Raw genomic sequence first — 25,422 nt, forward strand, 5'->3', positions numbered from 1 at the left:
ACTCAAGCTTTACCCGAGGTGGGTCGAACGAAGGGGTACCATCCAGACGCCCACGGATGGGCGTCTTATTACTGGAGCAGGATGCGGGGAACGGCCAGAACTCCCACTGCCACGCGTTCAAAGAGCGTGGCCCAACCGGTCGGCCATCGGACGAGCGATGCCCTGGGTGTGATCTTTATCGCCCTCGCCATCGTCCTGATCGCAGGCCTTGCCCTCCGTAACGGCGGCCTCGTCGGCGATGGGCTGACCTCGCTGTTGCAGACCCTCGTCGGGCGCGGCGCCTGGGTCGTGCCGGTTGTGCTCGGCTTCGCCGGCCTGAGTCTGCTTGCGGGCCGGACCGACGTCCAAGTCGGACGGGTCACGGTCGGCACCCTGCTGATCTTCGCCTGCACGGTCGGATTCTTCGCCCAGCCGCTCAAGGGCGACTACTTCGACCCCGCCGTGCTGACCCAGACCGGCGGCTACGCCGGGGCCGTCTTCGCCTGGCTCTTCGGCACCCTGCTCGGCGCGGCCAAACCGGTCGGCTTGGTCGCGATGGGCTTGGTGGGGCTCGTCCTCTGCCTGGACGCGCCTTTGCACCAGATCCTCTCGCGGACCGCGGAGCAGGGCCGGAGGAAGCGCGTCGAAGCCCGCGTGCAAGAGGCGACCGCCCGACCCATCAAGAAGGCCGTCGTCGCCCTGCCCGAGTTCGACGACTCCCCTGAACAGGAGGTCCCAGGCGCCGCCGAACCGATCGCTACCCCCGAGTCCGTGCCCAATGTGATGCGGCCCAAGGCCGCCCCGAAGGTGACCTATGCCGCCGACCGGGTCGAAACGGTGCAACTGAACACGGAGACGCCCCGTCAGGGCTACGACCTGCCTCCCCTCGACCTCCTTGCCCCGCCGCCGGCAAAGTCCAAGCGCAGCAAGGAGGAGATGGAGCGGCACATCCAGACGCTCGAAGGCACTCTGGAGCAGTTCAAGATCGAGGCGAACGTCGTCGAAGTGGCCACCGGCCCCACCATCACCCGTTATGAGCTCCAGCTCGGGCCGGGCATCCCCGTCCGCCGCATCACCAACCTCGCGGACAACATCGCGATGAACCTGGCCGCCTCCCACGTGCGGGTCGAAGCCCCCATACCCGGCAAGGCGGCCATCGGCGTCGAAGTGCCGAATGCGCACCGTTCGATGGTGACCCTCAGCGAGATGGTCGAGAGCCCGGAGTTTCACTCACCCGACAACAAGCTTTGCCTCGCGCTGGGCAAGGATGTCAGCGGCGTGAGCCGGTACACCGACCTCACCCGCATGCCGCACATGCTGATCGGTGGCGCGACCAACAGCGGCAAATCGATCTGCCTGGCCACGATCATCATGTCGCTCATCATCCGCCACACCCCGAAGGAAGTGCGCCTGGTGATGGTCGACCCAAAGCGCGTGGAGCTGACCTTCTTCGAGGGCCTGCCTCACCTCATGTGCCCGGTCGTGAAGGACGTAAAGGAGGCCCCTGGCGTGCTCCGGGCTGTGGTCCGGGAGATGGACCGCCGCTATGACCGCTTCAGCGAAGCGGGCGTCCGCAACATCGACGGTTGGAACGCCAAGGCGGACCCCGAGGACAAGCTCAGCTATATCGTCGTCATCGTCGACGAGCTGGCCGACCTCATGATCCAGGCCGCCGCCGAAGTCGAGACCAGCATCTGCCGCCTCGCCCAGCTGGCGCGCGCGACGGGCATCCACCTGGTCATCGCCACCCAGCGCCCGAGCGTCGACGTCATCACCGGCACGATCAAGAACAACATCTCGTCCCGGACCGCATTCGCCGTCTCCTCCCAAATCGACTCGCGCACGATCCTCGACCAAGCCGGTGCGGAGAAACTCATTGGCAAGGGCGACATGCTTTTCCTGCCGATCGACCAGACAAAGCCCACCCGCATCCAAGGCTGCTATGTCAGCGAAAAGGAGATCGAGGCGGTCTGCGACTTCTGGCGGGCCCAGGAGAAGCCGCACTACGTGCTGAACCCGGTGCAGATCGCCATCGAAGAGCGAGAGAGCGAGATGCGGGAGGCCCAAGACGCCGACCCCTTCTGGGAAGAAGCCGTCCGATGGGTGGTCGAGCGGGGCGAAGCCTCGACCTCGATGCTCCAGCGCAAGTTCTCCATCGGGTTCCAGCGGGCCTCGCGTCTGCTGGACGCAATGGAGGAACAGGGCATCGTCGGCAAGCGCGACGGCCCTCGCCCGCGACAAGTCCTCGTCGACCCGATGCAGGTCGAAGTCATCCTCGGGAACCAGGAGTACATGACCCCGGTCCCCGATGGCGAGACTATCGACGACTAAAGCTCGATCTTGTGGGTCTCCCCAAGGTCGGGGCGCCGCCCCAGGATCCCTGCCAAGGCCATATCGATCATCTGCGCGACGTGGCCCTTCTTCGCCTCCCAATACTCGGCGCTCTCGATGGGGACCTTGATGAGGCACACGGACGGATCGTCAGGCCCCTCTGGGAACCAGACGGAGACCATCGGGTTCCACATGTCCCGTATCCTGATGCGGTCCTCCACGACAGACGCCCTCCCGCTGATGGAGACGTAGCGGTCGTGCTTGGGATCGGAGTAAGAGAGGTTTACGTGAGAGTCCTGGCCGATCTCGTGCGTCTTGCCCGAGGGGCAGGCGCTGAAAAACCAGAGGACCCCGTCCGCGTCGATCTCGTTCGTGAACATCGGCCTGCTCCGAAGCTGCCCCCCGCTCTCCGTGACCAGCATGGCGACCTTGACCCCTTCCACAAGGTCCCTCAGCTTCTGGATGTGCTCGTGCCGTTCCATCACCCATACCAACGCCTGGCCGAGTAAGAGAACCGTAAGCGGAGGGACGTGTATGCTCGCCGTATGACCGAGTCCGACTGGACACGACTCAAGGCGGCGGCGAAGGAGGCGGCGACCCACGCATACGCGCCCTATTCCCGGTTCCCGGTCGGGGCGGCCGCGATGGCCGAAGACGGCACTGTTTTCGCCGCCTGCAACGTCGAGAACGCCTCCTATGGCCTCACCGTCTGTGCCGAGCGGGCCGCCCTCTTCGCCATGGTCGCCTCCGGGCGGAAGGTTGTGCGGGCGTTGGCCCTCTTCACCCCGACCCCCGGACCGGTCTCGCCTTGCGGCGCTTGCCGCCAGGTCCTGGCGGAGTTCATCCCGCCAGGGGCGGCCTGCCCCGTGCTTCTGTCATGCGACGGTGGCGCGGACGTCCTCACCGAAGCGGCCGAACTCCTTCCCCACCAGTTCCGCCTGGACAGCCGCCAATGAGTTGCCGCCCACCTCAGTCCCGCACGGTTACCGGGGGCGAAGGCACCAATCCTGCAGGAATACGGACTCCAGATATAATCCTGGATTACCGTCAATCCGGTAAGAGACCAGAGTGATGCTATCGTTCCTAGAGGGAAGGCGAGCCCGGTTGCGTCGGATCACCGACGATGAACCCATCATGGGGTCGATCGTTTGGACGGACGATGACCGGCTTGGCGTGAACGTTGGCGAGCATCAACTGACGTTCGAAGGCGACACCGTGCTGCTCGAAGCGTTCGCCGCCACGCGGGAAGCCGAGTTCCGGGCGAGCGTGCTCTCTGTCGACGGCGGCATCTTGGAGTTGGCCTCCGAGCCAAAGCCCTTTCTCCACCCGGCCAAGGGCCCCTTCTCGATCCTGCCCGCCGACCTTCCCCTGCAGTGGCACGGCGCCTATGGCCCCGAGGAGATCAGGGCGCGGGCGATGGGCCCCAACGGCTTTGCCTATAGTTCTGGCATGCCCTTGCCGATGGGCGAGGAGCAGGAGTTCGACCTGTTCGTCGGGATTGAACACTTCCGACTGGCCGGAATGGTGGAATACCAGCGGATCCAACCCGACCGCTCGAACGGCGGCGTCTGCCTGCGCTTCGAAGACCGAATCGCCGCAGGGCGCTGGCTCAAGTTGGCCGAGTCCCTCACAAACTTCCGCGAGAAAGTCGCCCGCTAGAAAAGCTCCGTCTGCTTGCGCGAACCTTCCGCGCTTTCTTCCATGCTCACGAGCGCGGGCTGGAACTCCTGGCCCAACAACGGCCGCGGGCCGAAAGCGATCGGCTCGTCCACTTCGAGCTGGTCCGGGACCGGCAGCCCGTGGTCCCGGAAGCGGCGCGCGGCGGGCAGCACCCGCTTGTCGAGAGAGCCCCCGAGTTCGTTGAAGGCGGTGCCCGCCTTGTTCAGGGCGCTGCCAAGTTTGTTATAGTGCCCGACCAGTGAGCCGAGGCGGCTATAAAGCTCGGAAGCGTCCTTCTGCAACGCCCGGGCGCTCTCCGCGAGCTTGTCCTGGCGCCAGGAGTGGTCCACCAGCCGGAGCAAGCCGAGAAGGCTCATGGGCGAGGCCAAGATGACGTTGCACGCCATCGTCTCCTCCATCAGGCTCGGCCGGTACTCGAGGGCGGCGCGGTACGCCGATTCGCTCGGGACGAAGAGCACGATGAAGTCGGGCGACTCCTGCAAAAGCTTCGAATAGTTCTTCTTCCGGAGGGCGTTGGCGTGGTCCAGCAGCTTCTTCGAGTGGTCGCGCAGAAGGATGTCGCGACTGTTCTCGTCGTTCGACTCCAGCGCTTCGATGTAGCTCCGCATGGGGGCTTTGGAGTCCACGATCAACGCCCGGTTCCCAGGCATGCGGACGACCATATCCGGCCGCTGCTTGCCGTCCTCGCCCTCGAAAGTTAGCTGGGTGACGAAGCTGGTCCGCTCTTCCAGCCCGGCCATTTCGACCACACGCTCGAGAACCATCTCGCCCCAGCTGCCCGCTGAACCGGGGTCCTGGAGGGCCTTCACAAGGCGGCTCGTCTCCTTCGTGAGCCCGGCCTGTTGCTTCTCGAGCGGGAGCACCTGCTGCAAGAGCTCCTGGTAGGCGCCTTGCCGCCGTTGCTCCATGGTGCGGTTGTGGTCGTCTAGATCCTTCAGCCTCTCGCGGAGCGGCTTCAAAAGTTCGTCGATCGCGGTCTCGCGCTTGCCCAGCGCACCGTCCGCGGACTCTTTGTAGTGCGCGAAGAGGCGCTCGGCCGCCTTCTGAAGCTCCTCGGTCTGCTTGGCCAGTGTCTCCCCGGACAGGGCCTGGAACGAGTCCTTCAGCTTCTCTTCTGCCTTGCAAAGCAGGTCGGCCTGTTGCTGGATCGCCTGCTCCCGCTCCTCGAGCCTGGCCTCGATCCCGGCCTGGAGGCTCTCATAGCGCGAAAGGGTTTGCCGCAAGTCCTCGATGACGGAGTCCTTGGCCCCGATCTGCTGGGCCAGCTCGTCCAAGCGCGAGGCGCGTTCCTCCAGCCTGGCCACAAGCTTTTCCGTCTCCTGGTGGCCGGCCATCTCGCAAGCGAGCTTCGCGCGGGCCTCCTCGGCCAGCCGCTTCTGCTCTTCGAGCTCAAGGCGCAAGCCGGCGAGCGGCCCTTTCTGCAGGAAAAAGACCGCCGCCGCGCCAACGCCCCCGCCAAGCAGCAGGACGAGAATGCCTATCCAAATGTCCACCTTATCAAGTATGGACGGGTTTGGGCTCCGTTGAGCCGCACCTACGCTCTCGCGAACCAGATTGCCATGAGCACTCCAGCCAAGAGAACGCCGGCCCGCATCGCGTTTTGAACGTCGATCGCGTCGCAAAGCTCCAAAAACGTGTTCATCGTCTCACCTCCTCCCGAGGGTTATGCAGGCGAGGGCGTGACACGTCCGTTACGGCTCCGCGTGACACCGGCTTGACCCCGGGACGGCCAAGGCCGGGCTCCCTAGGTAGCATTTCTCCACCATGATCCACGCCCCTATCTCCAACCCGGGCCGACGCCTCCGCGACTTGATGGCGCAAGGAACGGTCCTGATGCCCGGCGTCTACGACGCCCTCACCGGCATCTGCGCGGAGCGGGCGGGGGCGAAGGCCGCCTATATCTCCGGTGCCGCCGTGACCAACAGCCAGTTGGGCGTGCCTGACATCGCGCTTGTCACCCTGGACGAGATCTCGACCCAAGCCGCCCGGATCTGCCAGGTCGTCTCGATCCCCGTCATCTCGGACGCGGACACGGGGTTCGGAGACACCTGGAACGTCACCCGGTGCGTCATCGAGATGGAGCGGGCAGGGCTCGCCGGCATCCACCTGGAAGACCAGGTGATGCCCAAGAAGTGCGGCCACCTCGACGGCAAAGAACTGCTTCCCGCCGCCGAGATGTGCAGCAAGATCAGGGCCGCCGTCCAAGCCAAAAAGGAGGCGGACTTCCTCATCGTGGCCCGGACCGACGCCCGCGGCGTGGACGGGCTGGAATCGGCGGTAGACCGGGCGAAAGCCTACGTCCAGGCGGGCGCCGACGCCGTCTTCCCCGAAGGCCTCCAGGCCGAGGCCGAGTTCGAAGCCTTCCGCAAGGGCGTCGCCGTCCCCCTGCTCGCGAACATGACCGAGTTCGGCAAGACGCCGATCATCCCGGTCGGCCGCTTCAGCGAAATGGGTTACGAAATGGTCATCTTTCCTGTCTCCGCGATGCGCGTGATGCTAAAGTCCGTCCAGGATTTTTACGGGTTCTTACTGAATAATGGTACACAAAGTGGTTACCTAGAAAATATGGCGACACGGGCGGAACTGTACGAGCTAATCGCCTATCCGAGCTACGAAGCCGCCGACGCGGAATGGGCAAAAGAAGGAAAGTAAGGCGCTGGAGCGCTAACCGCAGTCAAGAGGCACGGTTTTTATACCGGCTAAGCCATTTGCCGGATTTAGGGTTGCTCCCCGCTATTCATCTTCGAAGTGTGCCTTTCTGGCATTCTCGTTGCGTATAATCGATGACGCAACTGTGTGCTTCCAACGTTGGGCGCGCCAGAGCCAGTCGTTTCTAGGAAAGGTAAGACCAAAAATGAAAAATCTCCTCATCGTGGCAGCGGTTGCCGCCGCTGCGCTCAGCCAGGCCAGCGTCACTATGGCGACGTTCGCCGACCCCTCCACCAACTCGAGCGATTTCCTCTTCACGTTCAACTCGAACAACAACACCCTTTCGGGCAGTTACACGGGTTCGAACCTGACCCTTCTGACCCCCGGCTTCACGGGCGGCGGTTCGCTCTCGAACGTCAAGTTCGTGATGGATCCGGTCAGCCTCACCGCTGTCATCCCTGGAATGCTCTATAACCTCGGCGCGGGCAGCGTCAAGTTCTACACGAGCGACATCAACACCCCGGACTTCCAGATCGACTTCGGCGGCGGCCTCTTCCTGAACCCGTTTAACGCGGGCTCCAGCGAGCTCACCGGCGACAACGTCGCCTTCAGCGGCCCGAACGTCCCCTTGGAACTCACCGACCGGCAGTTCTCGTTCAGCTTCGCGAACGCGGTCACCAGCGGTGGCGTCACGACCTACACCGGCTCCTTCACCTCCTCCGCGACCGTGGTTCCCGAACCCGCGTCGCTGATCGCGCTCGGTACGGGCATCGCGGCTTTCGCCGCCCGCCGCCGCAAAGCCTAACCACATAGGCAAGGCGACAACAAAGAAGGCCCTCCGCGACGCGGAGGGCCTCTCTTTATTAGCAGGTCTATATCGCGCCGAGTAGACTCTGTCTAGCGAATGAATTGTCGTTTTATACAACAAACACTATCGGTACTCTAACCGAGTAGTTCTTTGTCCACAATTTTATGAAAAGTGGTCACAGCTGGCCACTATTGAAACAAAGGTGTTACGGATGGAGGAAGCCGAGCTTCTTACCAACACCAGGTAATTCCAATGACCATCAAAACTACCGCTATCGTCGCCTTCGGCGTTCTGGCCGCCAGCAGCCAGGCAAGTTTCACCGTCGCCGCGTTCGCCGACCCGACCACGGGCAGCAACCAGCCGATGTTCACCTTCGACCGAGCGGGCATGACGCTCCAAGGCTCCTGGACCGTCACCGGCCTCACCCTCGAGACCCCCGGCCTCACCGGCGGCGGCCAAGTCGTCGATGCCAAGTTCGAAATGGACAAGGTCTCGCTGACCGTCGTCATACCGGACGTGCTCTACCGCCTCGGCGCGGGCCAGGTCAAGTTCTACACGAACGACCCGAACAACTCGTTCTTCGTGATCGACTTCGACGGCGGCGACTTCGTCAACCCGCTGATTGCGGGCGCCTCTGAGTTCAACGGCAACATCGTCGACTTCAGCGGCTCGCGCGTCCCGAGCGGCCTCTCCGACGAGGCGTTCGCCTTCAGCTTCGCCAACCCGCTCGTGAACGGCGACATCGTCACCTATACCAGCGCCTTCACCTCCTCGGCCGTGCCGGAGCCCGCGACCATGCTCGCCTTGGGTGTGGGTATCGCGGCCTTCGCGCGCCGACGCCGCGCCTGATCACAGCGAGACCCAGGGGCGGCGGCGCCCATGCCGCCAGCCCCTGGTCCCCGCCCCCCGGACCATCCCGTCCCAGCCTGCAGGGGCAGGGCCCGACTGGTACAATTCGAGGAGACCGCAAAGGAGCGAGAACGATGAGCGCAACCGCAACCGAACACCCCAATTACAGCCCTGGACTGCAGGGAGTGATCGCAGGCATCACGACCATCAGCCAGATCGACGTCGAGTCCTCCAGCCTGACGTACCGCGGATACAACGTCCACGAGCTGGCCGAGCACGGTTGCTTTGAAGAGACCGCCTTCCTCCTGCTGAAAGGGCACCTGCCCAACCAGGCCGAGTTGGCCGGCTATAAGAAGCTGCTCGCAAGCGAGCGCTTCGTCCCTCACCACGTCTGGGACGCCTTGCGGCTCTGCAGCAGCGAGATGCACCCGATGGACCGCCTCAAGGTCGGCTATGGGATGCTCAGCGCGCTCGACCCAGAGTACAAGGCCCCCGCGACGGACGGCGAAGCGAACCGCCGCAAGGCCGACCGGATCGTGGCCAAAGCCGCGACCCTTGTCGCCGGCTCTTGGCGCATCGCAAACGGCCACAACCCGATCGACCCCGATCCGGAGTTGGGCACCGCCGCCAACTTCCTCTATATGCTCACGGGTGATAAGCCGGACCAGTTCATGGAGAAGGCGATGGACACTTCGTTCACCCTGTACGCCGAGCACACGTTCAACGCCTCCACCTTCGCCTGCCGCGTCTGCGTCGCCACCCTCAGCGACCTCTATAGCGGCATCGTCACCGGCATCGGCACCCTTAAGGGGCCGCTCCACGGCGGCGCGAACGAGGAAGCCATGCACATGCTCATCGGCATCGGCGATGCGGGCAAGGCCGAAGAATGGACCCGCAACGCCCTCGCCAAGAAAGAGAAGATCATGGGCTTCGGCCACCGCGAGTACCGCAAGAGCGACTCGCGCGCAGGCATCATGACCAAGCTCGGCAAGGAGCTCGGCCGCATGAAGGGCGACACCAAGTGGGGCGACATCGCGGACGTCATGGAGCGCGTGATGTGGGACGAGAAGCAACTCTTCCCCAACGTCGACTTCCCCGCCGCTTACGCCTACTACCTCATGGGCATCCCGATCCCGCTCTACACGCCGATCTTCGTGATCGCCCGCACCAGCGGCTGGTGCACCCACATGATCGAGCAGCTCGACAACAACCGCCTCATCCGCCCCAGCTGCATCTACGAAGGCCCCACGCCCCGCGAATACGTCGCGATCAGCAACCGCTGATCTCCGGTTCCCCCTCTCCCTTCCGAGGGAGAGGGGGTGAGGGCTCGCCATGGCCGCCCTTCCGGCCTATCTGCCCAACCTGGCGCGATGTTGTCACAATCAAGCGTGCTCGGTGCGCTCGCCGCGACCCTCCTCATGCAAGACGCCTCCTTCCGCCCGCCGGCGGTACCCCTCGTCACCCACGACCCGTACCTCTCGGTCTGGTCGTTCACAGACCATCTCGCGGACGACTGGACCAAGCACTGGACGGGCAAGAACCATGCGCTGACGGGCATGGTGAGGGTCGACGGAAGCACCTACCGGTGGATGTCGCTCGGTCTGGAGGAACTCCCCAAGGCAGAACAGCGGAAGCGCGAGGTCCTGCCCTCGAAGACGCACTACCTTTTCCGCGCGGGCGGGGTCGAACTCGCGGTCGACTTCCATGCCGCCGCCGACATCCGCGACGCCGACCAACTCTCCCGGAGCGATACCCGCATCGCCTTCTCGCTGGAATCCGTGGACGGCAAGAGGCACGAAGTGCAGATCTATCTGGACTGCTCGCCGGAGCTCGTCGTCAACGAAACCCAACAAGCGGTCTCCTGGTCGCGGATGAACCAAGGCGGGCGGACCCTTCTCGCAATATGGCACGAAGGGGGAGCCCCCCTCAACCGAGTGGGAGACGACCACCGCATCGACTGGGGCAAGCTGTTCTTCTTGGGGGAAGGCGGATTCGCGAGGATCGCGGAGAGCCGGGAATGCCGAAAAGACTTCGCTGCCAACGGTGCGCTCCTCGGCGACGACGAAACCCGCTTCCCGCGGCCCGCGCGCGATGGGTGGCCCGTCCTTGCGTGGTCCAGCAACGAGCTGGAAGTCGAGCCTGACAAGGCTCTTCTCGACGCGACCGCCGTCACCCTGGCTTACGACGACGTCGCCTCGATCGAATACTTCGGGCGTCCGCTGCAGGCCGCCTGGCGCAGCTCGGAGCCGAACCGGAGTTGGCCGGAGAACCCATCCCAGGGCAGTCAGGACATCGACGCCTTCGCCGACGAATGGCGCGAGATCGGAGGGGCGGGCTATGCCCAGCTCTGCGCCCTGGCCTACCGCCAGTGCCTGGCGGCGCACAAGATCGTCCGGGACATCGACGGCACCCTCTTGATGTTCAGCAAGGAAAACTTCAGTAACGGGTGCATCGGCACAGTCGACGTCATGTACCCCGCATGCCCCATCTTCCTCGCCTACAACCCCGCGCTCCTCAAGGCGAACATGGAGCCGGTGATGCAGTACGCGAGCATGCCTCGCTGGCCCTGGCCCTTCGCCCCGCACGACTTGGGGACCTACCCCAAGGCGAACGGACAGGTTTACGGCGGCGGCGAGCGGTCAGAGGAAGACCAGATGCCGGTCGAAGAGAGCGGCAACATGCTGATCATGGCCGCCGCCTATCTGGACCGGAGCGGCGACAAGGCTTGGATCGAAAAGTACTGGCCTCTCTGGACCAAATGGGCCGAGTACCTGAGGCAGTACGGACTTGACCCAGGCGAGCAACTGTGCACGGACGACTTTGCCGGGCACCTCGCGCATAATGCCAACCTTTCCGTCAAGGCGATCGTCGCCATGGCCTGCTACGGCCGGCTTTGCGGGGCGACCGGTCGGGCCGCCGAGGCCGAGGAATGGGCCGCGGTCGCGAAGGAGCTTGCGGCACGATGGGCCGAGATGGCCGAGGACGGCGGCCACACCCGACTCGCCTTCGACCGCCCGGGCACCTGGAGCCAAAAGTACAACCTCGTCTGGGACAAAGTGCTCGACCTCGGCCTCTTTTCGAAAGAGACGTACGCCAAAGAGGTCGCCTGGTACATGGTCAGGCAGAACGCGTTCGGGCTCCCGCTGGATAACCGCGCCGACTATACAAAGCTGGATTGGACGGTCTGGACCGCTTGCCTGGCAGAAGAGCAGCGCGACTTCGACGCCTTGGTCGCGCCGCTCGTCAAGTGGATGAACGAGACGCCAGACCGCCTCCCCCTGACCGATTGGTTCGACACCAAGACGGGCAAGTGCGTCGGTTTCCGTGCGCGCTCGGTTGTGGGCGGCGTCTTCATGCCGCTTCTCCTGAAGAAGGCGGGACGGGCGCCCTTCAAGTAACCGCTAAGCGGCCGCCTGGCCCGGGCTCTCGGATGGCCTTTGGGCAGGGAGCGAGCGCAAAAAGGGCTCGACCAAGGTCGGGTCGAACTGCGTCCCGGCGCCCTTCTCGATCTCAGCCCGGGCGACGTCCCACTGCAAGCCCTTGCGATAGGGGCGGTCGCTCGTCATCGCGTCCCACGTGTCGGCGAGCGCGAGGATCCGCGCCATGAGCGGGATGGTGAAGCCTTTCAGCCTGTCCGGGTAGCCGCGTCCGTCCCACCGCTCGTGGTGGTGGCGCACGCCCGGCACGGTCTCGGCAAGCGTCGGGACCTGGGAAACGATCTTCTCTCCGAAGACCGGGTGCTGCTCCATGATCGCCCGCTCGTCCCCGTCCAGCGCCGTGGCCTTCTTCAGGATCGAGTCCGGGACGCCGATCTTGCCGACGTCGTGGAGCGTGCCGGTCATGAAGACCAGCTCCACGAACTCTTCTTCGCTCCCGATCTCGCGGGCGAGCGCGGCGGCATAGGTCGCCACGCGATGCGAGTGGCCGTTCGTATAGGGGTCTTTGGCGTCGACCGCCTCGGCCAAGGCGCGGATGGTCGCATAGCTGCCGTTGGCGAGGAACTGCTGGAGCTCGAGCGGCGTGTCGCCGCCGTTCTCCGACGCCTGGAAACGCACCCAACGCGAGCGGCCGAGTTGCTTCGCCCGGGACGTCGCAAGCTCGGCCGCAAGGATGAGCAGTTCCGGCCGGCTCGCGTCTGTGCCGAACTCGGCGACACCGATGCTCAGGCTCGTGCCCGATTTTGTGCCCACCCTGTCCAACACCTCTTTGGCGAGGACACATCCGTTCACGGCGCTCACCTCCGGCAGGACCACGCCGAAGACGTCGCTCTGGTAGCGCGAGACGAGCGCCTTTTGGGGAAGGCTTTGCTGGAGGAGCCTGGCGACTTCGACTAAGAGTCGGTCGCCCGCCTCACGACCATGAACCCGGTTATAGGCGCCGAACCGGTCGATGTCGATCATCATGACGCTGACGCGGGCCCCCGTCTCGTCGGCGCGGTGGCACTCCAGTTCTAGCTTCTCTTGGAAGGTCCGGTGGTTCGCGAGCTCGGTCAGTGGGTCGAGGCGCACCATCTCGATCAGGCGCTGGCGGCTCTCCCGCAGCGATTCGGACATCTCGTCGAACGTCCGCTCCAGCAAGCCGAACTCGTCGCTGCGGCTCGAGTTGAAAGGCTGGGGCCACTCTCCCAGGCGGAGCGCTCGGGCGGCGTCCAAGATCCCCTTCAGCGGGGTCGTCAGATACCTCGCAAAAATGATGGCGACCACGATGCTCACAAGCGTGGCGACCAGGATCGACATCGTCAGCAAGAGGACAAAGCGCTGGTAGGGCGCCCTCGCCTGGTCGACCGGCTTCAAAGCGATGAACCCAACCCCAGGCAGGTCCTCGCTTTGCGGGAAGGAATCGAACATCCCCAAGTGGGCCACGCCGTTTACGGTGACCCTGTTCTGCTCGTCCGGCCGCATCAGCACGGCGTTCACGCCGCCCATAGACGAGGCTACGACGTGGTCGTCACGGACGAAGACGAGCTCCGTGCCGACGGACCGGGAGATCGTTTGGGCCAGTTCCTCCTCAAGCGCATTGGCCGCCGTCAGATAGGCCAAGACCTTGCCGCTTTGGCCCTTTATGGCGGTCGTGGCCGTGACGTACGGCTTGCCCTTCAGCAACGCCAGGCCGATGTGTTGCTGCCCGTTCTTCCAAGGCTGGATGCCTTTGAACTCGGCGACGAGGCCCAGGGGCAGGTCTGCCCCCGACTCTCCAAGGACATGGCCGAAGCCGTCAATAACGATGAGGGCACTCACGCCCATCTTGGGCCGGTAGTCGTCTACGGCCGCGTCTATCGCGGCATGATCCTTTTTGGCCACCACCGACTTAATCGAGGGCAGCTCCGCCACAAGGTGGACCTGCTGGGTGAGGTGCTCGCCTTCGGCCGAGATGACTGAGGCGAGGACGTTCTTGGCGTTGCGCAAGTCCTGCCGCAGCGCCTTTTCGATCTGGGCGTCCGCCATCAAGTTGACCGAAGTCACTACCCCCAAGCCCATGGCGACCAAGGTGCCGAAGACCAAGGCCAAGATCTGGGAACGGATAGATCGGAACGCCGGCATGAGAGACTCTCGGGGCTAGGCTCGATTCAACCAGGCCGGGCCAGCCGCCTCTGACACCCGTGCAAACCGACCGCCCAGTGCGACGGTCCTTAACATTTCCAAAAACATGGCTCCCCAATAGAAGAATCGGCACCGGAGCAGCGGTTTCTAACGTTGTGGCGCCCCCAAAAAGCGATCTTTTGAAATGACTCGTAGCCTGGAACACCATTCGTGGACTGCGGGGCCCCGGCAGTGCCCTTGCGGTTCTTCCAAGGCCAAGGGGTTGGCCAGCCGCTTGCGATGGCCCGGCGTCGATTCCCTAAGACCTTCGGCGCGAGGCCTTCCGCAGATCCCTTGGCGATCGCACCCCGCCACAAAACCCGGTGAGATTCGGCAGAATTGCCAGGCTCGGCTAGCTAAGGGAAGGGGACGAACGTGTTTAAGGGGATGTCGCTTTTACCGGATCGTGGCCACCTTTCCCCATGGCCGGGAACCGTGCCGGATTCAGGGATGTTGCTTAGGGCGGCAGGTACCATCCGCTCGATGCTCTTCCGGAGGGGAGACCCCAGGCGAGATCGATTTGAGCGGATGGCCGAGGATGTTTTCCCCTCGGTCTATGGAACGGCACTGCGCCTGACCAGGGACCCGGAAGACGCTTCGGACCTTGCCCAGGAAGCGATAGTCCGCGCCTACGAAGCTTTCGACCGGTTCGACGGGAGGAACTTCAAAGCGTGGCTCCTGCGCATCCTGACGAATCTGTACATCAATCGTTATCGGAAAAGACAACGGGAAGGCACAGGAAGTTCGCTCGATGAAGAGACATCTGCGGAACCGGTGACCCCCGCGGAGCAAGCTCCGGACCGGCAAGTGTTCGACCAGTTGCTCGGTGCGGAAGTCGAGGAGGCCCTCGCCAAGGTGCCGGACGTGTTCCGCACCGCGGTGATCCTCAGCGACTTGGAAGGGCTCTCCTACGAAGAGATCGCCGAAGCGACTGAGGTGCCGGTCGGGACAGTTCGATCGAGGATCGCCCGAGGCAGGGCCATCCTGAGAAAAGAGTTGGAAAGGTTCGCGCTAGAGCAGGGATATCTTCGAAAATGAACGAAACACTGGAGCAGATACACGCCCTGGCAGACGGTCAGGCAAGCGGCGAAGCAAAGCAGGAGGCCCTCGCCGCCGTCGCCGCCGACCCAAAGGCCAGAGCCGAGTACGAATGGGCTCTCTACCTGCGCCGCGAACTGCCCAACAAACTCACCCCCTGCCGCAACGACGAGGCCTGGAAGTCCACAAAGGCCCGTCTCGACGCCATCGACCGCACCCGCACCGCCGAATCCTTCGTCGGCCGTTGGGCTTGGGCGTTCTGCGCGATCTTCTTCGTTGGCATCCTCTCCGCCGCCGTCGTCAACCGGACGAGTGGCGCCCGCCCGCTTTCCACCTCCCAGGCAGCCGGACTCTTCACCGCCCTGGAGCCCATGAACGTCGAGGAGCCCGCCCAGGCCCTCGAAATCGTCCGCCAGTCCACCGGCATCGCCCCAAACCGGGTCGCGAACCTGAAGGGCGACATCCGTGAGATCAGCTGCGGCACCGTCGGCGGCCGAAAAGCAGCCCGCCTCACCCTCGACGACGGTCGCGGCCGCATGGCCCTGTTCGTGATCGCAGAGACGACGGCGGTCGAAGGCATCGACCAAAACCAAGCGAACTACCAGGCGGGGACGATCAACAACGTTCCCGCTGTTTCTTGGCGCGACCAGGGTTTCCTGATGCTCTTGGTCGGTCGGCGCGACTTGAACGATTTACGTGCCGCCGCAGACCAAATCCGATCCTGGCGCTGAAGGAGCGGCGCCTCCTTTGATGCGGAAAAGGGCCGGTCCTTAAGATCGGACTGATGGCAGGGGCGACAGGATTCGAACCCGCGACCTACGGTTTTGGAGACCGCCGCTCTACCAACTGAGCTACACCCCTGCGAGGAACCGCTAGTATACCGTCGGGACAATCCCGGCAAGCCCAAGACCAGGAACCCCAACGTCTGGCAAAATGCAGGGGCATGCGCCGCTTTTGGCCCGCACTCGCCCTCCTTGCCGCCCTTTTGCCGGGCTGCAATCAAAGCGACACCCACCTGATCGGCGGCACCTCTAACGAGCACCGGGCGGAGAAGATTGTGAGCCTCAGCCCGAGCACCACCGAGATCATCGCGGAAGCACGGGGGTCGATCGTCTTGGCCGGCCGCACCGCCGCCGACAACTTCCCCCCCGGCCTTGAGCAAACCCCCGTCGTCGTGAAGGGCGTCAAGCCCGACTACGAAAAGATCGCCCAGATCAAGCCCGACCTCATCGTCTACGATGCCAAGCTCTATAACCAGGGCGACATCGACAAGCTCAAAGAACTCGGCATCGACCTCCTCGCCCTGGACGCCAACAAGATCGAGGACGTCATGGAGTTCGCCTTGGCGTTCGGGAACAAGACCGGTTCTGAGACCGCCATGTCCAAGCAGGCGGACGATATCTTCGCCTCCAAGGCGAGGGCCGAGGCCGCTGCCGCCGGCAAGAAGCACCCGAAGACGCTCGTCGTGACGGCTCGGGGCAGCGGCGAATGGATGGCGGCCGGCACGAAGTCTTTCCAGGCCGACGTGGTGAAATCGTCTGGCGGCGAATTGGTCGGGCCTGACTCCAACCGCTTCGAGACGGTCTCGATCGAGAGCATCGTATCGCTTGCCCCGGAGGTCGTCTTCACGGCCGGCAAGGGTGCTGAGGTCCTCGGCGACCCTCGGCTCGGCACCATCCCGGCTGTTCGCAACCGCCGGGTCTATGAAGTCGATCCGGACGTGCTCCTGCGCGCAAGCCCGCGGACCCGCCTCCTCATCGATTCGATGTCGAACACTTACGAGATCATCCGCGGGGGCAGCGGCTCGTGAGCGCCGTCGCCGAGATCGGCGTCTTCGGCGGCTCCGGGTTCTATAGCCTGTTGGACAACGTCACCGAAGTCAAGGTGGATACCCCTTACGGGCCCCCGAGCGACAGCGTCTTCGTCGCCGAGGTCGACGGGCGCCGGGTCGCCTTTCTTCCCCGCCACGGGCGCAAGCACACCCTGCCGCCCCACAAAATCCCCTATCGCGCCAACGTCTGGGCGTTCCACAAGCTGGGGGTGAAGGCGGTGGTGAGCCCCTGCGCGGTCGGGTCACTGCAACGGGAGATCGCACCCGGCGACTTCCTTTTGGCCGACCAGTTCGTCGACCGCACCAATGGTCGCGCCGACACGTTTTACGACGGCCCCGTGACCGCCCACGTCTCCCCGGCGGACATGTACGACCGGACGCTGCGCAAGATCGCCGTCGAAACGATCCGCAAACACGGAATCACGTGCCACGATGGCGGCACCGTGGTCGTCATCCAAGGCCCGCGCTTCAGCACAAAGGCCGAAAGCATTTGGTTCACGAAGATGGGGTGGCACGTCGTCAACATGACCCAGTACCCCGAAGCCTATCTCTGCCACGAACTGGGCATGGGCGTCGTTAACATCTCGCTCGTCACGGACTACGACTCCGGAGTCGTCGCGGACACGGAAGCCGTCACCGCGCACAACGTCCTTGAAGTTTTCCAGGCAAACGCGGAGAAGGCGCGCAACGTCGTGCTCGACCTCATCGGGCAGATACCCCGGGACCTCTCCAGCATCGGGAGCCGTGATTCTCTGGCCCTTACGCGCGGTGATGGGCACACCACCAGCCCCTGGGACGTCCGTATCTTCGAATCGTGAATTTGTCCATCTTCTGTCTCGCTCTTTCCCTGCTGCAACAGCAGGACCCTCAGGGCAGCCCAGCCCCGGTCGACACCGTGTCCCTCGGGGGACGCGAGATCCCCGTCACATGGCCGACGGACGCGACGCCCCTCACCGGCGTGCGCGCGGAGATGGGCCAAAGCGCCTTCCCCGTCGATTCCAGCGGCAACCTACTCGTCCGGGAAGCGCTCGGCGACCCCTGGGATGCGGCCAAGCAAGCCTTTGAGCGGGCGAGAGAGCGGAAAGCCGAAGGCCAAATGTCCATCCTCGTCATGCTGGAGACCCGCTGCACCATCCTCGAGCGTGGGCCGGACCGAGTCTTCCGCGAGCGACAATCTAGCTTCTCTGTGGCAGACGAGGACGAGGCCACCGCGGCCGTCGCCCGCTTCAGCGCCATGGTCCGGGGGGCGACCGGTGGCGTCATCGACCCGAAGATCCAGTTCCGGATCGACGACGACATCAACTTCGTCTTCCTCGACCGCCCCGCGACCGTCGCTCCAGACGGCACCGAAGTCACCATGGACGTGCCGCCCGAAGACGACCTCTTCGGCATCGGCCACGTCGCGAACGCGATCGCGCCCTACGTGAACCAAGCGCCCTTCGAGGCCGAGGACGGCCAGAACTGGGGTCCCTTTGCCGCGGTGCTCGTCGTCCACACCGGTCCGATCAAAACCGCGCGGACGTACAAGGTCGGCGACACGCCCGTGACCCTGATCCCCGCCTATTCTGCGGGCGGACCGCTCGGGGCGACCCTCGCCTCGCGCCTATTTGAAGCGTGGCGCGCCCAGATCCTTGGCGGTGATGCTAGCAAGGCCGCCGACCGAGTGCGGCCCGACGCGGCCGAATCCATCGGCCTGGCTGCAGCCGCCCTGCGAAAGTCCACTCTCCGGACTGGTGCCGGGGAAAGTGCCGCGACAGCTCTGAGCAAGCTGCCGGTCGGCCAGCCTTACTCCGCCTCTGGCGGAGCGATCGTGCGCGAAGGGGGTTCTGCGCTCGTGCGTATGGACGCGGTCGAACTCGCTCCAGGGAGCGCGACGTGGACTTCCTGGCGGCCCGGCCCGGACGGCTGGCGCCTCGAGACCGACGCCTCGCCGTTCGAGGGCACCGACGTCGAGGCCTTCCGTCTCTCCCCCACCGGCGACATTGGCAATCCCGCTCGGACCACGGGCTCGTTCTCACTTGACGAGACCGACAACGCGACCCCGTTGCGGGTCGTGGCCAAGGGGAGCCGACTCGCCGGCCACGCCGTGCTCCTGCGGGCCGGACCCGGCGAGAGCCTCGCCCGTCCTGGCGAGGAGAAGACCCTCGCCTTCGATTTCACGGTCTCGGCGAACGAAGACCTTGCCGTGCAGCTCGTCGGCGCAAGCGGCCGCGTCCTCGCCTCCGTGCTCATATCCGGCCAAACCGAAGCCCCGGGCGAGGCAGGACCTCCTGTCTTCGTCGGACGGCCGGAAACCGGGTCGACCACGCGTTCCGTCACGCTCCCCCTTTCCCAGCTTAACTTGGCAGAGCCCGTCTACGAAGTCCGGCTTTCGACCCCAGAGGGCAGCTTCATCGGCGAGCGCGCGACGCGCGGGCCGGTTGAGATCGGCTTTGCAAAAATCGCCGTCCGCGCGTCCGAACCGAGCGATGCCCTGCTCCCAGCATGGGAACCCATCGGTCGCGCCTACCCTTCGGACGTCGAGGTCACAGAGCCCGTTTTCGCGGAGCTCAAGAGAATCCTCGCCAATCCGGAAGGGCCCGACACCTATGCCGCGCTCGATGTCTTCCGCCGCGTGAAGGACCCCCGCATCATCGGCGAGCTAAAGGAACGGGCCGCATCTGGGCGCCCTTCGGTCGCCTTCCTCGCCACCAAGGCGCTCGCCGCGCAGGATTCGCCCGAAGCCTGGGCCGCCTTGCGCGCCCTTGTCGAGACCGGGCCGTTCGAGTTTAACCGCCGGGTCGCGGCCGGGACGTTCATCAACCACCCCGAGGCGGAAATGGCGGCTTCGCTCAATATGCTCGGCGCGCGCGGTTGGCGAACGCGTGAAGCAGCCGCGCGGGCGCTCGCCAAGATCGAGACCGAGCCCGCCGGCATCATCCTCGCCGCAACGCTCTTCTCCGAGCCGCACCCCAGCGTGCGGCGCGTCGTCTGCCAAGGTGCGAACCCGAACATCGACCTGGCTTCGAGGCGAGTGCTCTACGCGGCCGTAAACGATGCCAGCGAATGGGTGCGGGCGGTGGCCTACGTCACCATGCTGGACGCGCCCGCCGGCCCGCTCCGCGACGACGCCCTAAAGGGGGTCCGCGACCCCTCCGTGAACGTCCGACTCAGCCTGCTGCAGGCGATCAAGACGAGGCAGAACGATGGCGACCGGGCGGCCCTGCGCCTCGCCGTGATAGACCCCGAAACCCGTGTCCGGGTCGCCGCGCTCGAAGCCCTGGCCACCCAACCAGGCCCCGTCGTGCTCGAGGAAGTCCAGAACCTCACCCAAGACTCGGACCCCCGCGTAGCCCAGGCTCTCCAGGACTTGGCAAGAAAGAAGGGGATCAAGCTCCCGTGAAGCTGGTCGTCGGCGGCGACCATGCGGCAGTGGCGCTCCTTGACCAGTTGGCGGCCGAGCTAGCCGAAGGCGGCCACGAGGTCGTCAGGGTCGGGGCCGTTTCGCCGGAGAGCTTCGACTACCCCATAGCCGCGGACGAAGTCGCGGAAGCGGTGCTTAAAAGGGGTGCCGAGATGGGGATCCTTGCTTGCGGGACCGGGATCGGAGTCTGCATACGGGCAAACCGGCACCCCGGAATACGCGCCGCCCAAGCCTGCACCATCGCGGAGGCGAAACTCGCTCGCGCCCACAACCACGCAAACGTCATCTGTCTCGGGGCGAGAACGACAACGCCCGAAAAGGCGTTAGAACTCGTACAGGCCTTTCTCAGCGGCCCCGAGGATCACGCGGAACGCCATCTCCGGCGAGTCTCCCAGTTGGACGGGCCGGTCGAATAAGGTTCAATAAACACTTCAAGCAAGGATATGGCTGTCAGCAAAGGCTTTGTCTGGACTCTGGGCGGCTTCATCGCCGCCGTGGCATGCTTTGGGGGCGGCCTCTACGTCCGCTCGATGGCGGACGTGGGCCGCGTCAAGTCCGCGATCTCCCCGATCCCGGTGATCGGGATCCTCGCCTCCGCCGATAACAAACCCCAGCAAATTTCGGAGTCTGCCTACTATTACGCCTTGATGCAACTCCTGGAACAGGAGTTCGTCGACCCCATCACGGACGAAATGAAGCTCGCGCGCGGAGCGGTCCGCGGCATGGTCACCGGCCTGCTCGACCCCGATTCCAGCTACTACGCTGAGAAGGACTTCGCTCTCTACAAGAAGAACCTCGCAGGGGAATATGAGGGCATCGGCGTCGAACTGCGCAACGTCTACGACCAGGCGGAGATCGTCAAGGCCCGCAAAAAACCCAGTTCTGCCGACCAACTCCTCCTCATTCCGGACATCGTGGTCTCCATGGTGGTGCCGGGCGGCCCGGCGGACAAAGCCGGCGTGAAGGTCGGCGACAAGATCGTCCAAATCGACGGTCGCTGGCTCATCGCCGCCAGCGAGGTCAAGACTCTGCGCGAAGCCCAAAAGAAACTCACCGACGGGAAAATCGAGTCGGCTGAGTTCGAGCGGCTCCGCATGGAGTTTCAAAAGAAGGTCGAGTCGACCATCACCCCGTCCCGCACCCGCGAGACGCTCCTGACGGGCACCGACAAGCTGCACAAGCTCGTGGTGGAACGCGCAGGGGAACCCGTTTCCGTGGAGGTCACGACAGCCAAAAGCTCGGCCAAGCCCGTCGAGAGAGCTCCCGACGGCACGATTCGATTCAGGCTTATGACCGGTGCGGCCCAGGCCCTGCGAGACGAGAAGCTCGGCGATGACGATCTGCGGATCGACCTGCGCCAGAGCGGCCAAGGCGATTTCACAGAGATCAAGGCAGTCCTCGCCCTGCTCGGGCCAGGCGGCCGCTACGGCACGCTCAGGACAGAGCGTATCGGGGAACCGCGCAGTCTCACGGTCGACGGCGGCTCAAAGCGGAAGGTGCCCGTGACCTTGCTGGTCGATGAGACCACGGACGGGGCCGCGAACGTGCTCGCAAGGGCGCTGGTGGCGCGGGGGGCGGCGCGGCTCAAGGGCCAACTCGTCGCCGAGCCGACCTGGATAGATCGCACCGAGTTGGACGACGGCAGCGGCTACACGCTCGCGGTCGGAACGTTCGTGCCGGAGGAATCGAAGTGAGCAACGTCTTTCGCTTAGTCGCCGTGGTCTTCGTCGCGCTGGTCGCCTTCGCCTCCGGCTTTTCCATGCGCGACGTCCTCGCAGGACGGGCGCCCTCGACGAGCGCCCTGCAAAACCTGATGACCGGCCAAGCAAGGCCGAAGGAGACCCCCGTCGAGGTCTTCCAATCGCACTTCTCGAAGATCAAGACGAACTATCAGCGGGAGATCCCCAACGATAACCTTCGCTACTACGCGATGGGCGGCATGTTCGCCAGCCTCGGCGATCCCCACACTTCTTTCCTACCTCCCGTCGACGCCGAAAACCTAAAGCTTGAGACGAAAGGCGACTTTGTCGGCATTGGCGCGCGGCTTTCGCCCGACCCCTTAGGGGCTAAGATCGCGACCGTCTTTCGCAATGCCCCCGCTGAAAAGGCCGGCCTAAAGATCGGCGACACGATCATCCAAGTCGATAACAAAGAAACGGCAGGGATGGAGACCGACGAGATCGTCTCCTTGATTCGCGGTAAAGAAGGTACGAAAGTCGAGATTCGTCTCACACGGATCGGCCAAGCTGAACCGATAACCGTCCAGATCGTGCGGGCCGTCGTGGAAATCCCGACCGCAGAAGGGCGCATTTTGAAGGGCACGGATATTGGCTATATCGCAATTAGCCAGTTCGCCGAGACCACGACCGACCAGTTCGACCAAGCCTTGGACGAGATTATCGGCGCAAAACCGAAGGGTTTGGTCATTGACCTACGCGGAAACCCTGGTGGTCTTCTAGACTCGGCCGCTAAGCTTCTCGCCCGGTTTGTGCCGGGCAAACCGGTCGTTAAAATGCGCGGACGAGGGGGCAACGAGCAGTTCGTCGGAGCCCCGTTCTTCGAGCCCAAAAAGCTCACCTTCCCGATAGCCGTCTTGGTCAACGAAGAATCGGCGAGCGCCGCCGAGATCTTCAGCGGAGTGATGCAGGAATATAAGAAGGCGACCGTCGTCGGGCAGCATAGCTATGGCAAGGCCTCCGTCCAGAACGTGTTCGCGCTGATCGACGGGTCCAGCGCCAAGATCACGATCGCGCGCTATTACCTTCCCTCTGGGACCGATATCAGCCGTGTCCTTGACGAAGGGGGCGAATATGTTCGAGGTGGCATTAAGCCCGATGTCCAGGCGAAGCTTGTGCTGGATTCCCAGACCTTAATCGGTGATCCAGAGCACGACTCCCAGCTCCAGAAAGCCGTAGAGGTCGTCCGGTCCAAAGGCGGTTAAACCGCCTTCGGATCCACGGCGTTACGGATGCCGTCCCCAACAAAGTTGAGGGCGAAAATGGTGAGTGAAAGCAGTAGGCAAGGCCAGAAAATATAGAGCGGGTCTGACTGTAAGTACGACCTTCCCGTATTGATCATGCTGCCCCAGCTCGCGTCAGGGGCCTGCACGCCGATCCCTAGGAATGAGAGAGCGCTTTCCGCCAGAATCGTGCCGGCAAGGTCCACCATCGCGACCGCCGAGAGAATTCCCCAAAGGTGCGGTAAGACGTGCTTCCAAACCAGGTATGGGCCCGGTGCGCCCAGAGCCTTTGAGGCCACGAAGAACTCCCGGTCTTTCAGCGACGCCGCCTGCGTCCGCACAAGGCGCGCCACCGACGGCCAGGCCGTGACCGCCAAAGCTGCGATCACGGGCAACAAACCCATGCCGAAAACGCCAATGATGAGAATCGCTAAGAGGATGTCGGGGAACGCGAACATCGCGTCGGTCAAACGCATAAGCGGGATCGAGACCCAGCCGCGAGTAAAGACCCCGAGCACGCCGACGACAATCCCGACGAACAGGGCGATGACTTGTACAGAAAACCCGACGAACAGCGAGGTCTGCGCGCCGGCCGCCAGCCGTGCCAGGATGTCCCTTCCCTGCTCGTCTGTGCCTAACAAGAACTGTGCGGAAGGCCCCTGAAGCGGGGCACCGACCGGATCGTTAGGTTTGTGGCGGATGTGCGGGCCAAAGATGGCGAACAACACCAACAGGACAAGATAGACGACGCTCGTCCACATGAGCGCGCCGCGGATCATACTTGCGAGTCCCTAATCCTTGGGTCGACCAACGGCATGAGGATATCGACGATCAAGTTGACGAGGATGAAGAGCGCGCCCGTGACCAAGACGGTCGCGAGGATGACCGGCGTGTCGCGCTTCTGGATCGCCTGGATCGCTTCGCGACCCAAGCCAGGGACCATAAAGGCGGTCTCGGTGATGAAGGATCCCGTGAGCAGGATGCCGAAAGAACTCCCGATCGCCGTCAAGACCGGCAACAACGCGTTCCGCAAAGCGTGGACCGTGTAAACCCGAAACGTCGGCACGCCCTTGGCGATGGCCAACTTAATGAACTCTTGCTGCAGCACGTCGATCATGCTCGCCCGGGTCAGCCGCGCGAGCATCGCGGTCGGTCGTGCGGACATGACGATTACGGGAAGCACCAAATAATAGATCTCCGGCGCCTTCAGCTGGGCCTCATAACTTAGGGGAAGGATGCCCAGCTTTAAAGTGAAGAACCATTGAAAGATCGGGATCAGCACGAAGTTGGGCAAGGTCACGCCCAAGGTGCTTAAGGAGAGCGCAGCCTTATCGATAAAATGGTGCTGGTAGACCGCCGCCAAGGTCCCCAAGAATATCCCGATGCCCGAGGCTAACACCACGGCCAGGAACGCGATCTTCGCCGTCATGGGCAGCGCCCGCTGGATGATCTCCGAGACCGGCTGCCGCGTTCCGAAATAGCTGACGCCGAAATCGCCCCGCGCCGCGTTGCCGACAAACCGCAGGTACCGCTCCGGCCACGGGCGGTCGAGCCCCATCTCGTGCCGTATGCGGGCGATCGCCTCGGGCGAGGCCTTCTCTCCCGCCCGCGCCATCGCGGCGTCGCCGGGCGACACCTCGTCTGCGACAAACGTCACGAACGAGACGAAAAGCAGGCTCAGCAGCCCATAAAAAAGACGCAGGCCGACGGCCCGAGAGGTTTTAGCCAGCGAGGAGGACATCAGCCACGGACGATCGTGGCGGAAGTTACCTTATCACCAAGCTCGATCTTCCGCACGACGTCCATGCCCCGCACAACATTGCCGAAAACCGTGTAGCTCCCGTCCAAGAACCTTGCCGGGCCCAGCAGGATATAGAACTGGCTGTCCCCCGAGTTCCGGTCGTTCGGCAGGGCGGCCAATCCCACCGCACCCTCGACGTTCGGCAGGCCCGAGTTCTCGAACGGGACCGTCTGCCCGCTCCGCCCGGAGCCGAGCGACGGATCGTCCATGTCCTTGGTGCGGCTTCCCGGATCCCCGATCTGGATCAAGAAGGGTTTCGGCTCCTTCACGACCTTGTGGAACCGCTGCCCGTCATAAAACTTCTGCCCCACCAAGCGTGTGACCTGGGCGACAGTCTTGGGCGCTTTCTCGTCAGCCAGCTGGATCACGATCTGGCCCTTGCCCTGCACCGTCAGCACGAGCTGAGAGTCCGCGACGGGACGGCTACCGGCCGCAACGGCCAGCGGCACGACCAAGAGGAAGAGGAGGCGGAGGATGAACTTCACGGGCTTGCCAATGGTAAGACGTCTCGAACC

The 25,422-nt window shown here is 64.0% G+C and carries 22 protein-coding genes and 1 tRNA gene; 16 read left to right on the forward strand and 7 right to left on the reverse strand.

Annotated elements, in window-relative coordinates:
• Positions 1-126 precede the first annotated feature (126 nt).
• The gene (locus tag KF733_12030) at positions 127-2,310 is read left to right on the forward strand and encodes a hypothetical protein (protein ID QYK55724.1); all 2,184 of its coding nucleotides are present in this window, start codon (positions 127-129) and stop codon (positions 2,308-2,310) included.
• Here KF733_12030 and KF733_12035 read toward each other — a convergent pair.
• Positions 2,307-2,792 (reverse strand): pyridoxamine 5'-phosphate oxidase family protein, encoded by a 486-nt coding sequence (locus tag KF733_12035; GenBank protein QYK55725.1) that lies wholly within the window; start codon positions 2,790-2,792, stop codon positions 2,307-2,309. The two genes, KF733_12030 and KF733_12035, sit on opposite strands and share 4 nt — an antisense overlap.
• A gap of 63 nt (positions 2,793-2,855) precedes the next feature.
• Between KF733_12035 and KF733_12040 the strand changes: the two genes are divergently transcribed.
• Positions 2,856-3,266, forward strand: coding sequence for a cytidine deaminase (locus tag KF733_12040; GenBank protein ID QYK55726.1), 411 nt, complete (start codon positions 2,856-2,858; stop codon positions 3,264-3,266).
• Between the two features lie 115 nt (positions 3,267-3,381).
• A complete protein-coding gene (locus KF733_12045) occupies positions 3,382-3,969 on the forward strand; it encodes a hypothetical protein (protein QYK55727.1) in 588 nt (195 codons plus the stop codon).
• On the opposite strand, the gene rmuC is transcribed toward KF733_12045, so the two are convergent.
• A complete protein-coding gene (gene rmuC / locus KF733_12050) occupies positions 3,966-5,483 on the reverse strand; it encodes a DNA recombination protein RmuC (protein ID QYK55728.1) in 1,518 nt (505 codons plus the stop codon). The genes KF733_12045 and rmuC overlap by 4 nt on opposite strands.
• 271 nt (positions 5,484-5,754) lie before the next feature.
• On the opposite strand from rmuC, the gene prpB reads away from it, so the two are divergent.
• The 5 genes from prpB to KF733_12075 all read left to right on the forward strand — a co-directional run bounded on the left by prpB (position 5,755) and on the right by KF733_12075 (position 11,694).
• The gene (gene prpB / locus KF733_12055; protein ID QYK55729.1) at positions 5,755-6,642 is read left to right on the forward strand and encodes a methylisocitrate lyase; all 888 of its coding nucleotides are present in this window, start codon (positions 5,755-5,757) and stop codon (positions 6,640-6,642) included.
• Between the two features lie 220 nt (positions 6,643-6,862).
• Entirely contained in the window at positions 6,863-7,444 is a 582-nt protein-coding gene (locus KF733_12060; GenBank protein ID QYK55730.1) for a PEP-CTERM sorting domain-containing protein, read from the forward strand.
• A 255-nt stretch (positions 7,445-7,699) separates the two neighbouring features.
• Positions 7,700-8,296 carry a PEP-CTERM sorting domain-containing protein gene (locus KF733_12065; protein QYK55731.1) on the forward strand — a complete coding sequence of 199 codons (597 nt, stop codon included), beginning with the start codon at positions 7,700-7,702 and terminating at the stop codon, positions 8,294-8,296.
• A gap of 134 nt (positions 8,297-8,430) precedes the next feature.
• The gene (locus tag KF733_12070) at positions 8,431-9,579 is read left to right on the forward strand and encodes a citrate synthase (GenBank protein QYK55732.1); all 1,149 of its coding nucleotides are present in this window, start codon (positions 8,431-8,433) and stop codon (positions 9,577-9,579) included.
• A gap of 87 nt (positions 9,580-9,666) precedes the next feature.
• Positions 9,667-11,694: a DUF4965 domain-containing protein gene (locus tag KF733_12075; GenBank protein ID QYK55733.1), complete on the forward strand. Its 2,028-nt coding sequence runs from the start codon at positions 9,667-9,669 to the stop codon at positions 11,692-11,694.
• Positions 11,695-11,697: 3 nt separating this feature from the next.
• On the opposite strand, the gene KF733_12080 is transcribed toward KF733_12075, so the two are convergent.
• Complete coding sequence (locus KF733_12080; protein ID QYK55734.1) at positions 11,698-13,836, reverse strand: diguanylate cyclase; 2,139 nt, start codon at positions 13,834-13,836, stop codon at positions 11,698-11,700.
• A gap of 522 nt (positions 13,837-14,358) precedes the next feature.
• On the opposite strand from KF733_12080, the gene KF733_12085 reads away from it, so the two are divergent.
• Both KF733_12085 and KF733_12090 read left to right on the forward strand, forming a co-directional pair.
• Entirely contained in the window at positions 14,359-14,913 is a 555-nt protein-coding gene (locus KF733_12085; protein QYK55735.1) for a sigma-70 family RNA polymerase sigma factor, read from the forward strand.
• Positions 14,910-15,644, forward strand: a complete 735-nt coding sequence (locus KF733_12090) for a hypothetical protein (GenBank protein QYK55736.1) — start codon at positions 14,910-14,912, stop codon at positions 15,642-15,644. Before KF733_12085 ends, KF733_12090 begins: the two co-directional genes overlap by 4 nt.
• A gap of 54 nt (positions 15,645-15,698) precedes the next feature.
• On the opposite strand, the gene KF733_12095 is transcribed toward KF733_12090, so the two are convergent.
• A tRNA-Trp gene (locus KF733_12095) sits at positions 15,699-15,774 on the reverse strand.
• Positions 15,775-15,856: 82 nt separating this feature from the next.
• On the opposite strand from KF733_12095, the gene KF733_12100 reads away from it, so the two are divergent.
• The 6 genes from KF733_12100 to KF733_12125 are packed head-to-tail and all read left to right on the forward strand — an operon-like array spanning position 15,857 to position 23,088.
• Positions 15,857-16,723 carry an ABC transporter substrate-binding protein gene (locus KF733_12100; GenBank protein QYK55737.1) on the forward strand — a complete coding sequence of 289 codons (867 nt, stop codon included), beginning with the start codon at positions 15,857-15,859 and terminating at the stop codon, positions 16,721-16,723.
• On the forward strand, positions 16,720-17,562 hold the full coding sequence (locus tag KF733_12105) for an S-methyl-5'-thioadenosine phosphorylase (GenBank protein ID QYK55738.1): 843 nt from the start codon (positions 16,720-16,722) through the stop codon (positions 17,560-17,562). The genes KF733_12100 and KF733_12105 overlap by 4 nt, the downstream gene beginning before the upstream one ends.
• Complete coding sequence (locus KF733_12110; protein QYK55739.1) at positions 17,559-20,126, forward strand: HEAT repeat domain-containing protein; 2,568 nt, start codon at positions 17,559-17,561, stop codon at positions 20,124-20,126. Before KF733_12105 ends, KF733_12110 begins: the two co-directional genes overlap by 4 nt.
• Positions 20,123-20,563, forward strand: coding sequence for an RpiB/LacA/LacB family sugar-phosphate isomerase (locus tag KF733_12115; protein QYK55740.1), 441 nt, complete (start codon positions 20,123-20,125; stop codon positions 20,561-20,563). The genes KF733_12110 and KF733_12115 overlap by 4 nt, the downstream gene beginning before the upstream one ends.
• Positions 20,564-20,590: 27 nt before the next feature.
• Complete coding sequence (locus tag KF733_12120) at positions 20,591-21,841, forward strand: PDZ domain-containing protein (GenBank protein QYK55741.1); 1,251 nt, start codon at positions 20,591-20,593, stop codon at positions 21,839-21,841.
• Entirely contained in the window at positions 21,838-23,088 is a 1,251-nt protein-coding gene (locus KF733_12125) for a S41 family peptidase (protein ID QYK55742.1), read from the forward strand. The genes KF733_12120 and KF733_12125 overlap by 4 nt, the downstream gene beginning before the upstream one ends.
• Here KF733_12125 and KF733_12130 read toward each other — a convergent pair.
• Genes KF733_12130 through KF733_12140 form a run of 3 tightly spaced genes read right to left on the reverse strand, consistent with a single transcriptional unit; the run spans position 23,085 to position 25,392 of the window.
• The gene (locus KF733_12130; protein QYK55743.1) at positions 23,085-23,867 is read right to left on the reverse strand and encodes an ABC transporter permease; all 783 of its coding nucleotides are present in this window, start codon (positions 23,865-23,867) and stop codon (positions 23,085-23,087) included. The genes KF733_12125 and KF733_12130 overlap by 4 nt on opposite strands.
• Before the next feature lie 14 nt (positions 23,868-23,881).
• Complete coding sequence (locus KF733_12135) at positions 23,882-24,847, reverse strand: ABC transporter permease (GenBank protein ID QYK55744.1); 966 nt, start codon at positions 24,845-24,847, stop codon at positions 23,882-23,884.
• Complete coding sequence (locus KF733_12140) at positions 24,847-25,392, reverse strand: peptidylprolyl isomerase (protein QYK55745.1); 546 nt, start codon at positions 25,390-25,392, stop codon at positions 24,847-24,849. Before KF733_12140 ends, KF733_12135 begins: the two co-directional genes overlap by 1 nt.
• Between the last annotated feature and the right edge of the window lie 30 nt (positions 25,393-25,422).

The organism is Fimbriimonadaceae bacterium (genome assembly GCA_019454125.1).
GTDB lineage: Bacteria > Armatimonadota > Fimbriimonadia > Fimbriimonadales > Fimbriimonadaceae > JALHNM01.

What these genes read in the sequence shown, in the direction of transcription:
- KF733_12045 (QYK55727.1), top strand. Translation starts at nt 3,382, where the DNA reads ATGCTATCGTTCCTAGAGGGAAGGCGAGCCCGGTTGCGTCGGATCACC.
- KF733_12100 (QYK55737.1), top strand. Translation starts at nt 15,857, where the DNA reads ATGCGCCGCTTTTGGCCCGCACTCGCCCTCCTTGCCGCCCTTTTGCCG.
- KF733_12065 (QYK55731.1), top strand. Translation starts at nt 7,700, where the DNA reads ATGACCATCAAAACTACCGCTATCGTCGCCTTCGGCGTTCTGGCCGCC.
- KF733_12080 (QYK55734.1), bottom strand. Translation starts at nt 13,836, where the DNA reads ATGCCGGCGTTCCGATCTATCCGTTCCCAGATCTTGGCCTTGGTCTTC.
- KF733_12135 (QYK55744.1), bottom strand. Translation starts at nt 24,847, where the DNA reads ATGTCCTCCTCGCTGGCTAAAACCTCTCGGGCCGTCGGCCTGCGTCTT.
- KF733_12120 (QYK55741.1), top strand. Translation starts at nt 20,591, where the DNA reads ATGGCTGTCAGCAAAGGCTTTGTCTGGACTCTGGGCGGCTTCATCGCC.
- prpB (QYK55729.1), top strand. Translation starts at nt 5,755, where the DNA reads ATGATCCACGCCCCTATCTCCAACCCGGGCCGACGCCTCCGCGACTTG.
- KF733_12075 (QYK55733.1), top strand. Translation starts at nt 9,667, where the DNA reads ATGTTGTCACAATCAAGCGTGCTCGGTGCGCTCGCCGCGACCCTCCTC.
- KF733_12085 (QYK55735.1), top strand. Translation starts at nt 14,359, where the DNA reads ATGCTCTTCCGGAGGGGAGACCCCAGGCGAGATCGATTTGAGCGGATG.
- KF733_12070 (QYK55732.1), top strand. Translation starts at nt 8,431, where the DNA reads ATGAGCGCAACCGCAACCGAACACCCCAATTACAGCCCTGGACTGCAG.
- KF733_12090 (QYK55736.1), top strand. Translation starts at nt 14,910, where the DNA reads ATGAACGAAACACTGGAGCAGATACACGCCCTGGCAGACGGTCAGGCA.
- KF733_12035 (QYK55725.1), bottom strand. Translation starts at nt 2,792, where the DNA reads ATGGAACGGCACGAGCACATCCAGAAGCTGAGGGACCTTGTGGAAGGG.
- KF733_12130 (QYK55743.1), bottom strand. Translation starts at nt 23,867, where the DNA reads ATGTGGACGAGCGTCGTCTATCTTGTCCTGTTGGTGTTGTTCGCCATC.
- KF733_12040 (QYK55726.1), top strand. Translation starts at nt 2,856, where the DNA reads ATGACCGAGTCCGACTGGACACGACTCAAGGCGGCGGCGAAGGAGGCG.